Origin of the sequence: Cellulosimicrobium sp. 72-3 (assembly GCF_013127315.1) — a bacterium.
Lineage (GTDB): Bacteria > Actinomycetota > Actinomycetes > Actinomycetales > Cellulomonadaceae > Cellulosimicrobium > Cellulosimicrobium funkei.
Window position 1 is genome coordinate 3073342 of record NZ_CP053419.1, and the last position, 13047, is coordinate 3086388.

Here is a 13047-nt window from a genome sequence, read left to right on the forward strand (position 1 = left end):
GATAACGATCCCGGTTCCGCCGTCATCCGCGCCATTCCAACGATGCTCGGTCAAGAATCGTCCTGGAATCGCCCCCGGTGCGGGGGTCCTGGGTAGAAGTTGAACCTCGAATCAGGCAGGGTGGGCGCGAACCGATTGACATCGGATCAGCGTGAGGCCCTGTGTGCGCCGGCCCCTGCGGGGGCAACCGGCCGGACGCGCCACCCCAGGGAGGACGTCCTCGCACCCGGGGCCTCCTGCCGTGCCCTCTCGTCGAGCGCCCGCACCCGGGTGCTCCGGAGGGGCGTGACGCTGGTCCACGACCGGAAGGTGGCGACACCCACCGCATGACAGCTCTCAGCACACCCGTGCCGACCGACCCGGCCGCGCACGCCGGCGCCGCGACCGTCGGCACCGACGAGCGCGCGACCGCGCTCTCGGTCCGCGACGTCTACAAGGTCTTCGGGCGCCGCCCCGTCGAGGCGATCCGCCGCCTCGAGCAGGGCGCGAGCCGCGACGACGTCAAGCCGCTCGGCACCGCCGCGGTCATCGACGCGTCGTTCGACGTGAAGCAGGGCGAGATCTTCGTCGTCATGGGCCTCTCGGGCTCCGGCAAGTCGACGCTCATCCGCATGCTCAACGGGCTGTGGAAGCCGACGTCCGGGCACGTGCTGCTCGGCGGCACCGACCTCGCCCAGGCCGACGCCAAGCAGATGCGCGCGCTGCGCCGCAAGCACGTGTCGATGGTCTTCCAGCACTTCGCGCTCCTGCCCCACCGCACCGTGCTCGACAACGCCGCCTACCCCCTGGAGATCCAGGGCGTCGGCAAGGCGGAGCGCCGCGAGAAGGCCCGCACCGCGCTCGGCCTCGTCGGGCTCGGCGGCTGGGAGGACTCCCTGCCCTCGCAGCTCTCCGGCGGCATGCGCCAGCGCGTCGGGCTCGCCCGCGCGCTCGCCGCCGACACCGACGTCCTGCTCATGGACGAGGCGTTCTCCGCGCTCGACCCGCTCATCCGGCGCGAGATGCAGGAGCAGCTCCTCGAGCTCCAGCAGACGCTCGGCAAGACGATCGTCTTCATCACGCACGACCTCAACGAGGCGATGCACCTCGGGGACCGGATCGCCGTCATGCGCGACGGCCGGATCGTGCAGATCGGCACCGCCGAGCAGATCCTGTCCGACCCCGCGAACGACTACGTCGCCCAGTTCGTCGCCGACGTGGACCGCACGCGCGTCCTCACGGCGTCGTCCGTCATGGTGCGCCCCGCCGTCGTCGTCCCGCTCTCCGGCGGTCCCCGCCAGGCGAGCCGCACGATGCGCGAGGCGCAGGTCTCGGCAGCGTACGTCGTCGACCGCCAGCGCCGCCTCCAGGGCGTCGTGCGCGACGAGGACGCGGTCGCCGCCCTGAAGAAGGGCCAGGACAGCCTCGACGGCCTCGTGCGCCAGGGCGTCGCGCCCGTCTCCCCCGACACCCCGCTCGCGGAGGTCTTCGCCCCCGCCGCGGAGTCGCCGCTGCCCGTCGCGGTCACGGACGAGCAGGGCCGCCTCGTCGGCGTCGTCCCCCGCGTCACGCTCCTCGAGGCCATGGTCCCCGGCGACCAGCCGAAGACCGGCGAGATCGACCTCGGGCAGACGCCCGTCGTCCAGGACGCGCCGGCGGAGGGCTCCGCCCCGCTCGCGGCCGCCCCGACGGAAGGCGGTGCCGCGTGAACGACACCCTCGTCCCCCGCATCCCGCTCGGCGAGTGGGTCGACGCCTTCGTCGGCTGGGTCACCACCACGTTCCGCCCGCTCTTCCGGTTCATCAAGGACGTCCTCGTGGGCGTCTACGACGGGCTCGACGCCGTGCTCTCCGGCCCGCCGTTCTGGGTCGTCGCGATCGCCCTTGCCGCGCTGGCGTTCGTCGTCAAGGGCTGGCGGCTCGCGGTCGGCACGCTCGTCGGCTTCGTCCTCATCGCGGGCGTGAACCAGTGGGACAACGCGATGGACACCCTCGCGCTCGTCCTGCTGTCCGCCGTCCTCGCGATCGCCATCGCGATCCCGCTCGGCATCTGGGCCGCGCGCAACGACCGCGTCTCCGCCGTCGTGCGGCCCGTGCTCGACTTCATGCAGACCATGCCGGCGTTCGTCTACCTCATCCCGACCGTCGTCATCTTCCTCACCGGGCCCGTGCCCGGGATCATCGCGACGATCGTCTTCGCCATGGCCCCCGGCGTCCGGTTCACCGAGCTGGGCATCCGGCAGGTCGACAAGGAGGTGGTCGAGGCCGGCCAGGCGTTCGGTTCGACCCCCGGCCGCATCCTGCGCCAGATCCAGCTCCCGCTCGCCCTGCCGACGATCATGGCGGGCGTCAACCAGGTCATCATGCTCTCGCTCTCCATGGTCGTCATCGCCGGCATGGTCGGCGCCGGCGGCCTGGGCGAGGACGTCGTCGCGGCGCTCCAGCGCGTCGACGTGGCGCTCGGGTTCGAGGCAGGCCTCGCCGTCGTCATCCTCGCGATGTTCCTCGACCGCGTGACCTCCGCGCTCGGCGACCGCGCCCCCGTGGCGCGCGCCCTCGCCGCGGCGCGCATCTGACCGCGCCACCCACCGTCCCCGGCCGCACGCCGGGACCCCGCCCCACGCACCCGCCGTCGGGCACCCCGACCGGGCCCCCCGGCCCACGGAAGGAACGCATGACCCCCGCACGCAAGCGCACCACCCGCACCGCCGCCGTCGCCGCGACCGCCGTCCTCGGCCTCGCGCTCACCGGCTGCGCGTCCGACTCCGGCTCGGGCGGCTCCGGCGACGGCGCCTCCTCCACCGGCGAGGACGAGACGTCGGTCTCCATCGGCATCCCGTCCGGCTGGGACGAGGGCATCGCCGTCTCCCACCTGTGGACCACCATCCTCGAGGACGAGGGCTACGACGTGTCGACGCAGACCGCCGACGTCGGCGTCGTCTACACCGGCCTCGTCGGCGGGGACTTCGACCTCACGCTCGACGTCTGGCTGCCCTACACGCACGCGTCGTACGAGAAGAAGTACGGCGGCGAGATCACCGACCTCGGCTACTGGTACGACGACGCCAAGCTCACCATCGCGGTGAACGAGGACTCCCCCGCGCAGTCCCTCGAGGACCTCGCGGCCATGTCCGACGAGTACGGCAACAAGCTCGTCGGCATCGAGGCGGGCGCCGGCCTGACCGAGATCACCCAGGACCAGGTCATCCCCACCTACGGCCTCGAGGACATGGACTACTCCATCTCCTCCACCCCCGCGATGCTCGCCGAGCTCAAGGGCGCGACCGACAGCGGCGAGAACATCGCGGTCACGCTGTGGCGCCCGCACTGGGCCTACGACGAGTTCCCCGTCCGCGACCTCGAGGACCCCGAGGGCGCGCTCGGCGAGGCGGAGAAGATCCACATGTGGGGCTCGTCCGACTTCGAGGAGCGCTACCCGACGCTGACGAAGATGCTCGGCGCGTTCTCCCTCGACGACGAGCAGCTGTTCTCGCTCGAGAACATGATGTTCAACTCCGACGAGTACGCCGACGAGCAGGCCGCCGTCGAGGCGTGGCTCGAGGAGAACCCGACGTTCGTCGACGACCTCAAGGAGGCCGCGGGCGTCTGACGCCCCTGCCCTCCCGGGCGGCGCCCTGCTCCGACAGGAGCCGGGCGCCGCTTCTCTATCATCGTGCGGTGACCATCGTGCGGTGACCTCCACCACGGGCGACCTCCGCGCGCGCGGACCTCGCCACGCCTCACCGCACCGCGCCTCCCCGGGTCCGGGCACACCCCAGCAGGCCGGAACTCGGATCCTCGTGGGCGCGCGTGGCTCAAGTCGGGGTCCACGCCGTCGTCCTCGGCGGCCCGATGGAGGTCGACAGGCGGAAACGACGACGTGCGCCGGCAGCGATCAGCTCGACAACCGGTTCGCACGGGCTCGCCCCGAGATCGCCGCGCAGGCCGGGCTGGACGACTGACGGCCGCGGGGCGGCGCGCGCCGTCCCGCGGCCGACGGCTGTCAGCGCTCCTTGACGTACTGCGCCAGGACGTCGTCCAGCGGGCCGTCGGCCTGGAGCTCGCCGCCGCGCAGGTACAGGCCCCGCTCGCAGAAGCGCCTCAGGTCGTCGTTGTTGTGCGAGACGAGGAACAGGGTCCGACCGGCGCTGAGGAGCTCGTCGATCCGCTTGTAGCACTTGTCACGGAAGGCCTTGTCACCGACGGCCAGGACCTCGTCCACGAGGAGGATCGGCCCGTCGAGCTGGGAGACGACGGAGAAGGCGAGCCGGACCTGCATGCCCGAGGAGTAGTGCCGGTACGGCGAGTCGAGGAACTTGTGGATCTCCGCGAAGTCCACGATCTCGTCGAAGCGCGCGTCGATCTCCTTGCGCGACATCCCGTGCAGCCCGGCCGCCAGGTAGATGTTCTCCCGGCCCGTGAGGTCGGGGACGAACCCCCCGGTGATCTCGATGAGCGGCGAGACGTCCGCGCGCACGGTCGCCCGGCCCTCGTCCGGCAGCAGCACACCCGTGACCACCTTGAGGAGCGTCGACTTGCCCTGGCCGTTGCGCCCGATCACCCCGATCGCCTCCCCCGGGGAGACGTCGAAGGAGATGTTGCGGAGCGCCCAGAACGAGTCGCGGGCAGGTCCGCGGTCGCGGCGCAGGATCATCTGGCGCAGCCCGGCGCTCCGGCGGCCGCGGTCGAACTGCACACCGACGTCCCGCACCGAGATGATCGGGTCCGGCAGCTCGGCAAAGCCCGCGGTCATCACAGCTCCTTCAGCATGGCGCGCTCGCTGCGCGCGAAGACGAACCACCCGAACACCAGCGTGAACACCGAGAGCCCGCCGGCGATGGCGATGGCGTCCCAGTGCACCGCCTCGGGGAAGAAGCCCGCGCGGTAGGCCGTGATGATCCCGCTCATGGGGTTCAGGAGGTACAGGGTCTTGAGCGCCTCGGGGATGCTCGCGTCGTACACGTCCTGGATCCCGTAGAGCACGGGCGAGGCGTAGAAGAGCACACGCATCGCGACGCGGATCAGGGGGTCGATGTCTCGCAGGAGCACCTCGAGCGGTGCGAGGAGCAGCCCCAGCCCCGCGAGCAGGACGAGCTGCATGAGGATCGCCAGCGGGAACAACCAGATGTGGCTGTTGAGGTGGGGGTGGTAGATGAGCAGGAACACGGCGAGCACCGGGAGCGAGAAGCCGAACTCCACCGTCTTGGACAGCACCACGCGCAGCGGCCACACCTCGCGAGGGAGGCGGGTCGAGCGCACGAGGCGGGAGTCCTGCTGCAGCGACTTCGCGCTGTCGCCGACGCAGTTCTGGAACCACGTCCACGGCAGGAGCGCTGCGAGCAGGAAGATGATGTACGGCTCCTCACCGACCGACCTGGGGAAGATCTTGGTGAAGACGAACCAGTAGACCGCCGCCATGAGCAGCGGGTCGAGGATCGACCAGAAGTAGCCGAGCAACGAGTCGGCGTACCGCACCTTCAGGTCTCGACGGACCAGGAGGCCCAGGACGGACCGGGCCCTCCACAGCGCCATCGGCCTGTTCACGGCCGCGACGACGCCAGAATCACTCACTTGTGCCTCCACGTGCTCGACGCCCCGCGCACGAGGCCGCCGCACACCTTATCCCTGCCGGGCTCCCCGGCAGCACGTTCAGTCATCGCCGTGGTCGATCCCGATGGTCGCGCTCCAGGCGGAGGGCGCGACGAGCGACGCGGCACGCTCACGGTAGACGGCCTGCAGCTCGGGCCACCGGCGCTTCAGCTCGCGATGGAGACGGATCGACTCCCACCAGAGGGTCACGAACGCACGGCGGTCCCGCACGTACCAGCTGCCCGTCCGGTCCTCGCCCGCGAGCACGAGCACGCTGTCGTGCCGCGGCAGCTCCCACCAGACGCCCTGACCCCGCTCGAGCTGCGCATCGGGACGACGGCGCTTCTCGGCCGGGACGGGCAGCGCGAGCTGGCGGAGGACGGCCCGGAGCGTGAACACGGCGAGCGCCGCGCCGCGCGGGCCGCGCTCGCGCGACGACGGCTCGGTCTCCGGCCGCGCGGCCGGCGGGGCAGGGTTCTCCGGCGTGTAGGTGCGAGCCTCGCCGAACTCCTGGGCCATCGCGCGCAGCTCACCGAGGCGCGTGCGCATCGTCGCGTGGAGCTGTCCGGGCCCCTCCAGGACGTCCCGGAGGGCGGCGTTGCGCAGCGACGTGGCGTAGTACTGCATCGACAGCAGGTGCTTGAGGTTGAGCCTGCTGCTGTCCGCGAGCAGGGCGCCACCGTGCGGTCGCTCCGAGTGGAGGAGCCCCGAGACGATCCTGTTCCGCGCGTGGAAGTAGGCCTGCCAGTCGATCGCGTCGTCCTTGTCCTGCCAGGTGATGTGCCAGAGCGCGACGCCGGGCAGCGACACCGTCGGGACCCCCGCGGCCTTGGCCCGCAGCCCGTACTCGGCGTCGTCCCACTTGATGAAGTACGGCATCGACAGGCCGATCTCGCGGACGACCGCCGTCGGGACGAGGCACATCCACCAGCCGTTGTAGTCCGCCCGCGGGCGCCGGTGCAGCCAGCGCGTCGTGCGCAGCGACTCGTCCGAGAAGTCGACGAGGCGGTGGTCCGGGTCCGCGGGGCCCCACATGAAGTTCGACTGCTGCACGATCTCGCTCACGGCGTGCAGGTTCGTCGGCCGGTACATGTCGAACATGTGGCCCCCGACGATGGTGGGGCGCGTGCACGCGTCCGCGAACCGGACCGCGCGGAAGACGCTCTCCGGCTCGACGGCCACGTCGTCGTCGAGGAGCAGCACGTGCGTCGAGCCCGCCCGGGAGGCCTCGATCATCCCCCGCGAGAAACCGCCGGACCCCCCGAGGTTGGGCTGCTCCACCATGGTGAGGCGCCCGCCGAGGGCGTCGCGCGCCTCGCCGAAGCCGGGCTCGTCGGCGACCTTCCGCGTCCCCTGGTCGACGACGACGACCTGGTCCACGACCTCGAGCACGTCGTCGTCGGAGGCGATCGCCCCCAGCGTGCGCACGCAGTAGTCGGGCTTGTTGAAGGTGGTCACCGCGACGGTCACCGATCCCGCGGCGAGGTCCTCGTCGACCTCCCAGTGCGCGGAGGTCAGCTCGACGTCGGTCGACGCGGTGATCTCGAACCAGCACCACCCGCCGTCGGCCGCGCCGGTGGTCGGCACCGTGAGACGCACCTGCTCCGCGCCGTCGAACCGCACCGCCTCCAGCCGCGACGCGCGGCCGCGGGCGTCGCTCCGGACGAGACGCACCTGCCCGCGCCCCGAGAGCTCGAGCACAGCGGTCACGGCGCGCATCGAGGTGTTGGCGGCCCAGTGCATCAGCGGGAAGGCGTTGAAGTAGGACGCGAAGGAGGCGTCGCTGCCCGCGACGAGGCGGGCCGACCTCCTCGACACCACGTCCACCGACGACGTCGCGTCACGAGGGCTCTCGACGTAGAGCGGCAGCTTGTCCAGGTCGAGGGGGAAGACGACGTGCTGGACGATGATCACGGGGGTTCCTCGCAGGATGGGGACCAAGGAGCTCTGACGACGACGAGCGCCGCCCTCGAGAAGGGCGGACCGGCTCGATCGCACAGGTTACCCGCAACGCTGCTCCGGGCCGCCGCGACGGCCGAGGTTCACAGGATGTGCAGACCGCGTTCACGAACGCGTCGCCGGGCTTCCCTCGCAGGTCGTCTGACGTAAACTCGGGCAGGCCGCGCGCGGGCCCACCCGTTCCGCGGACCCCGTCACCGAGCCGAGAGGCACGTATGTCCCGTCGAACCCGCGTCGACCCGCGCGGGCTCCTGGTCAGCCAGGAGCGCATCCGTTTCCCGGCACGCGTCCCTGCCGAGGTCGCCTCCGTCGACATCCGTCTGAACGGCAACCGTGCGTGGTCGATCGACCTCGTCTCGGACACCTCGGCGCGTGACGCGCGCGAGCACGCGTGGCCCCTGCCGCTCCGTCCGTTCCTGGAGGGGACGGCGCGCGTCGAGGTCGTCGACTCGAGCTCGGGGCGGCACCTGTGGTCGACGGACGTCCGCTTCGGACGGAGCGACGAGCCGGTCGCGGTCGTCGACGCCCTCGGCCGCCACGTCGCGCTCAACAAGTGGGGGCGGCTCGGCAAGACCTTCGACGGTGCCGACGAAGGCCTCCAGGAACGTCTGCTCGACCGCACCGACGCGCTGGTCGACCTGTTGACCGACCTCGGGCACAAGCCCTTCGTCGTGGGTGGCACGCTGCTCGGCGCGGTCCGCTCGGGGCGGATCCTGCCGCACGACGACGACGCCGACCTGGCGTACCTCTCCGACCTCCAGCACCCTGCCGACCTGGCCGTCGAGAACGCCCGGATCGCCCACGAGCTGACGGCGCGCGGGTACGAGATCGTCCGGCACAGCAACGCGCACCTGCAGATCACGTTCCGCCGCGAGGACGGTCTGGTCGACGGCTACGTCGACATCTTCACCGCGTTCTTCACCCCGGACGGCCAGATCAACCAGCCGTTCCACGTGCGCGGACCGATGCGGCGGGAGTCGATGGTGCCGTTCTCGACCGTGACGCTCGAGGGCAGGACGTACCCGGCACCCGCCGTGCCGGAGGACTGGCTGGTCGTCAACTACGACGAGAACTGGCGCACCCCGCTCCCGGGCTACAAGCTGCGCACGCCCCGCGCCACGGCGCGGCGGTTCCGCAACTGGTTCGGCTCCTACAACTTCCAGCGGGACTTCTGGGAGGAGCGGTACCTGTACGACCCGACGAGCGACCGGGAGACGGACCTGCGGGGCGCCGACGCGATGCTGGAACGCACCGCGCCCGGAGACCTGGTGGTCGACCTGGGGTGCGGGACGGGCGTCGTGGCCCGGCACCTGGCGGCCCACGGACGCCGCGTGGTCGGCGTCGACTACGCGGAGAGCGCCCTCGTGCGCGCTCGCGGGCTCACCGACGACGCGCTCGGCGAACGCATCACGTGGCTCCGCCGCAACCTCATCGACACCCGCGAGACCGCGGACCTCATCGCGCTCCTCGCGCAGGAGGAGCGTCCCGTGCACCTCCTCGCCAACCACGTGCTCGAGCGCCTGGGCCATCACGGCCGCGCGACGGCGTGGCGCGTGGTCCGGCAGTTCGTGCGCGCCGGCGGCGAGGTGCTCGTGCTCGTCGACACCGAGCACGCGCCCGACGTCTCGTTCCGCGACCCGACGACCTGGCACCTGTCGCTCGAGGAGGTCTCCGAGGAGATCGGGCCGCTGGGTCTGCGGCTGGAGGCGCCGCGGACGCTGACCGGCGACCCGCGCGACGCCGTCCGTCGCCCGGTCCTGGCCTCCGTGAAAGACGACGCACCCGAGACGAGGACGACATCATGAAGCAGCAGATCATCCGGCTGGGCGACAAGCTCGCCCCCTCCGTCATGCAGAGGATCCGCACGCCCCGCAACGCAGACGTCCTCGAAGAGCTGGCGCGCCTGCGCGACGAGGTCCGCGAGCTGCGGGCCGAGATCGACGAGTGCCGCCGCGACAACGTCCGCATCGCGGAGCTGACCGACATCGTCGAGTCGCGCCTCGCCGGCCGGCCGATGTCGAGCTGAGACGACCACCGACCCCTCGACGAACAGCGAGCCTCCAGTGACCCAGACCCCGTACGTCGCGGCAGTCGTCGTGACCTACAACCGCCTCGAGAAGCTCAAGAAGGGCATCGCCGCGATCCGCGCCTCGAGCGTGCCCCCGCAGACGATCGTGCTCGTCGACAACGACTCCACCGACGGCACGGGCGACTACCTGCGCTCCATCGCGGACGACGAGGACGTCCACGTCCTGTCCCTGCCCAAGAACGTCGGAGGTGCGGGAGGCTTCGCCGCCGGCCTCGAGCGGGCGTACGAGCTCGGTGCGGACTTCTCCTGGATCATGGACGACGACTGCTACCCCGAGCCCGACGCGCTGGAGCGCCTGCTCGACGAGCACCGCGCCGTCGAGGAGCACGTGCACGACCGCGTGCCGTTCGCGTGCTCGGTGGTCAAGTTCGTCGACGGGCAGCTGTGCGAGATGAACGAGGCCGTCACCACCTGGGACTGGCCCCGCTACCTCGTCCAGGGCTTGAGCTCGGTCAAGGTGCGCGAGTGCACGTTCGTCTCGGTGCTGCTCCCCCGCTGGACGGTCGAGGAGCACGGCCTGCCGCTCGCCGAGTACTTCATCTGGTACGACGACAAGGAGTACACGAAGCGGCTCTCGGGCCGCACGCGTCCCGGCATCCAGGTCCTGGACAGCTACGTCGTGCACGACATGGGCGACAACAAGGGCGTCAACTACGGCCAGATCACGGCCCAGAACGTCTGGAAGTTCAAGTACGGCGCCCGCAACCAGTCCTCGTACCGCTGGCACTACGAGGGCAAGCTCTCGTGGATCACCTACGTCAAGAACGTGGTCGGCAAGATGCGGCAGGGCGGCGTCTCCCGCCGTCTCCAGCTCCAGATGGTGCGGCAACTCCTCGAGGGCATCCGCTTCAACCCGCAGCCGCGCTTCCCGCGTCCGGCGGCGAAGGCGCCCGCAGCGCGCTGACCCCGGGACGACGACGGGCCGGTCTCCTCGGGGAGACCGGCCCGTCGTGCTCGCGGAGGACGAACCCTCAGAGGAACTCGTTCGCCCGCTCGAGGTCCTCGGCGAAGTCCACCTCGACGGCGTACAGGTCGGAGACGTCGACCGGCACGACCTGGAGCCCGTCCTTCTCGATCGCGACCTCGATGCCGCGCTCGAAGTAGTCCTGGTCGCCGACCTCGTCGAGCCGGGCGACGAGCGCGGCCTTGTCCGCCGGCGCCACGAAGTTGATGCCGACCGCCTCGCCGAGCGCGTCCTCGACCGTCTTGGACAGCGCGTCGATCCGCCCCTCGGCGTCGACGGTGTACTTGACCTCTTCCTCGCCCACGGCCGCGGTGTTGACGCTGACGAACGAGCGCCCGGACTCGATCAGCGGCTTGAGCCGCTCGAGCACGCGCGGGTCGAACACGACGTCCCCGTTCATCCACAGGACCCCGCGGTCCCCGGTCGCGCGCAGGGCCTTGAGCAGGCTCTTGGACGTGTTCGTCTGGTCGTAGATCTCGTTGTAGGCGAACGTCACGTCGGGGGCAGCCTCGAGGATCTGCTCGAGCTTGAACCCCACGACGACGAGCACCTGCACGTCCGGGCCGAACGCCTGCCGCACGTTGCCCAGCTGCTGGGCAAGGATCGTGCGCCCGTCCTTCAGCTCGGTCAGCGGCTTCGGGAACGGCCGCCCGAGGCGGGTCCCCATCCCTGCGGCCAGGATGACGACCTGGGGCGCGTTGCTCACGGTGTGTCCTCTCGTCTCTCGCTCCGGCTCGCCGACGAGCGGAGCACCGGACCGACTCTACCGACTGCGACGCCGGGTTCCGGGCGTGTCACAGCTCGCGCGCGTCGTCCTCGAGCAGCACCGGGATGCCGTCGCGCACGGGGTACGCGAGCGGACGCCCCGGCTCGGTCGAGTGCAGCTCCGGCTCGCCGGAGGGGCTCGTCCCGTCCACGAGGCGGGCGCCCGTCACCGGGCACCGCAGCGCCTCGCGCACCCAGGGGTCGATCTGCAGGCTCATGCTCGCTCCTCGTCGTCGTCCGTGCGCACGAGCGACAGGACGTCGTCGCGCACCTTCTCCATGATGTCCTCGTCAGCGGCCTCGACGTTGAGCCGCAGGAGCGGCTCCGTGTTGGACGCCCGCAGGTTGAACCACCACTGCGGGTGGGAGCCCCAGTGGGAGACCGTCAGGCCGTCGAGCTCGTCGACCTCGACCGGGCCGGCCCCCTGCTGGGTCACGTACGCCTCGACGACGCGCGCACGCGCCGCCGGGACGTCCGCCACGGTCGAGTTGATCTCCCCCGAGGCGACGTAGGGCTCGTACATCTCCGCGAGGTCGGACAGCGCGTGCGGCTGCGACCCGAGCGCGGCCAGGACGTGCATCGCCGCCAGCATCCCGGTGTCCGCGAAGAAGAAGTCGCGGAAGTAGTAGTGGGCGCTGTGCTCGCCCCCGAACACGGCGTCGTGCTCCGCCATCTGCGCCTTGATGAACGAGTGGCCCACCCGCGTGCGGACCGTGCGCGCGCCGGCCGCCCCGAGGAAGTCGGGGACGGCGCGCGAGGTGATGAGGTTGTGGATCACCGTGGGGGTGCGCCCGGCCTCGAGCTCCTTCGCGACCTCCCGCAGGCCGACCAGCGCCGTGACGGCGGACGGGGAGACCGGCTCGCCGCGCTCGTCCACGACGAAGCAGCGGTCGGCGTCGCCGTCGAACGCGAGCCCGAGGTCCGCCCCGTGCTCCACCACGGCCGCCTGCAGGTCCACGAGGTTCTTCGGGTCCAGCGGGTTCGCCTCGTGGTTCGGGAACGTGCCGTCGAGCTCGAAATAGAGCGGGACGACGTCGAGCGGCAGGGCGGGCAGGCCCGCGCCCGTGCCCAGCACGGCGGGGACGGTGTGCCCACCCATCCCGTTGCCCGCGTCGACGACGACCTTGAGCGGACGGATGCCCGACAGGTCGACGAGGCCGCGCAGGAACGCCGCGTACTCCGCGAGCATGTCGCGGTCCGTGACGGTGCCGGGCTCCTCGGCGGCGGGCGGGAGACCGTCGTCCAGGTACCCCTCCGCGAGGGTCCGTACGTCGATCAGGCCCGTGTCCTGGCCGACCGGTCGCGCGCCCGCGCGGCACAGCTTGATGCCGTTGTAGACGGCGGGGTTGTGGCTCGCGGTGAACATGGCCCCGGGGACGCCCAGCACCCCGGACGCGTGGTACAGACCGTCCGTCGAGCACAGCCCGATGCGCGTCACGTCCACCCCCGCGGCCGTGAGCCCCGCGGCGAACGCGTCGACGAGCTCCGGGCCCGAGTCGCGCATGTCGTGCCCCAGCACGGCGCTGGCCCGCGTGCCGGCCGGGGCCTCCGGCAGCACCACGGCCTGCGCGAACGCCGCGCCGACCGCCCGCGCCACCTCCGGGTTGAGCTGGTCCGGGACGGTGCCGCGGACGTCGTAGGCCTTGATGAGGGGGGAGAGGTCGGTGCTCACGCGGCCCACCCTACCGACGCGCGGCGGCCCG

Annotated in this window: 12 protein-coding genes; 6 read left to right on the forward strand and 6 right to left on the reverse strand. The window is 71.4% G+C overall.

Translation table 11 applies throughout. The features are described from left to right. Positions 1-326 precede the first annotated feature (326 nt). The 3 genes from HKK73_RS13810 to HKK73_RS13820 all read left to right on the forward strand — a co-directional run bounded on the left by HKK73_RS13810 (position 327) and on the right by HKK73_RS13820 (position 3588). Entirely contained in the window at positions 327-1688 is a 1362-nt protein-coding gene (locus tag HKK73_RS13810; protein ID WP_081600084.1) for a glycine betaine/L-proline ABC transporter ATP-binding protein, read from the forward strand. After that, a complete protein-coding gene (locus HKK73_RS13815) occupies positions 1685-2554 on the forward strand; it encodes a proline/glycine betaine ABC transporter permease (protein ID WP_171468214.1) in 870 nt (289 codons plus the stop codon). Before HKK73_RS13810 ends, HKK73_RS13815 begins: the two co-directional genes overlap by 4 nt. A gap of 98 nt (positions 2555-2652) precedes the next feature. Further along, positions 2653-3588, forward strand: a complete 936-nt coding sequence (locus HKK73_RS13820) for a glycine betaine ABC transporter substrate-binding protein (RefSeq protein ID WP_034651706.1) — start codon at positions 2653-2655, stop codon at positions 3586-3588. 393 nt (positions 3589-3981) lie between these two features. On the opposite strand, the gene HKK73_RS13825 is transcribed toward HKK73_RS13820, so the two are convergent. The 3 genes from HKK73_RS13825 to HKK73_RS13835 all read right to left on the reverse strand — a co-directional run bounded on the left by HKK73_RS13825 (position 3982) and on the right by HKK73_RS13835 (position 7481). Continuing rightward, positions 3982-4731, reverse strand: a complete 750-nt coding sequence (locus HKK73_RS13825; RefSeq protein WP_171468215.1) for an ABC transporter ATP-binding protein — start codon at positions 4729-4731, stop codon at positions 3982-3984. Continuing rightward, entirely contained in the window at positions 4731-5549 is an 819-nt protein-coding gene (locus HKK73_RS13830) for an ABC transporter permease (RefSeq protein WP_253705648.1), read from the reverse strand. Before HKK73_RS13830 ends, HKK73_RS13825 begins: the two co-directional genes overlap by 1 nt. Before the next feature lie 78 nt (positions 5550-5627). Beyond that, positions 5628-7481 (reverse strand): glycosyltransferase, encoded by a 1854-nt coding sequence (locus tag HKK73_RS13835; protein ID WP_171468216.1) that lies wholly within the window; start codon positions 7479-7481, stop codon positions 5628-5630. 260 nt (positions 7482-7741) lie between these two features. Between HKK73_RS13835 and HKK73_RS13840 the strand changes: the two genes are divergently transcribed. From HKK73_RS13840 to HKK73_RS13850, 3 genes are read left to right on the forward strand one after another with little or no spacing between them, the layout of a single operon-like run. Beyond that, on the forward strand, positions 7742-9331 hold the full coding sequence (locus HKK73_RS13840; RefSeq protein WP_171468217.1) for a bifunctional 2-polyprenyl-6-hydroxyphenol methylase/3-demethylubiquinol 3-O-methyltransferase UbiG: 1590 nt from the start codon (positions 7742-7744) through the stop codon (positions 9329-9331). After that, positions 9328-9552, forward strand: a complete 225-nt coding sequence (locus HKK73_RS13845) for a DUF6752 domain-containing protein (RefSeq protein WP_144680949.1) — start codon at positions 9328-9330, stop codon at positions 9550-9552. The genes HKK73_RS13840 and HKK73_RS13845 overlap by 4 nt, the downstream gene beginning before the upstream one ends. 37 nt (positions 9553-9589) lie before the next feature. Continuing rightward, positions 9590-10519, forward strand: a complete 930-nt coding sequence (locus tag HKK73_RS13850; RefSeq protein ID WP_144680948.1) for a glycosyltransferase family 2 protein — start codon at positions 9590-9592, stop codon at positions 10517-10519. Positions 10520-10586: 67 nt separating this feature from the next. Here the strand turns inward: HKK73_RS13850 and HKK73_RS13855 are convergent, their stop codons facing one another. From HKK73_RS13855 to HKK73_RS13865, 3 genes are all read right to left on the reverse strand, one after another. After that, the gene (locus tag HKK73_RS13855; RefSeq protein WP_256380354.1) at positions 10587-11285 is read right to left on the reverse strand and encodes an NTP transferase domain-containing protein; all 699 of its coding nucleotides are present in this window, start codon (positions 11283-11285) and stop codon (positions 10587-10589) included. An 88-nt stretch (positions 11286-11373) separates the two neighbouring features. Continuing rightward, positions 11374-11562 carry a Trm112 family protein gene (locus HKK73_RS13860; protein ID WP_171468218.1) on the reverse strand — a complete coding sequence of 63 codons (189 nt, stop codon included), beginning with the start codon at positions 11560-11562 and terminating at the stop codon, positions 11374-11376. Beyond that, complete coding sequence (locus HKK73_RS13865) at positions 11559-13016, reverse strand: phosphomannomutase/phosphoglucomutase (RefSeq protein WP_114553098.1); 1458 nt, start codon at positions 13014-13016, stop codon at positions 11559-11561. The genes HKK73_RS13860 and HKK73_RS13865 overlap by 4 nt, the downstream gene beginning before the upstream one ends. Between the last annotated feature and the right edge of the window lie 31 nt (positions 13017-13047).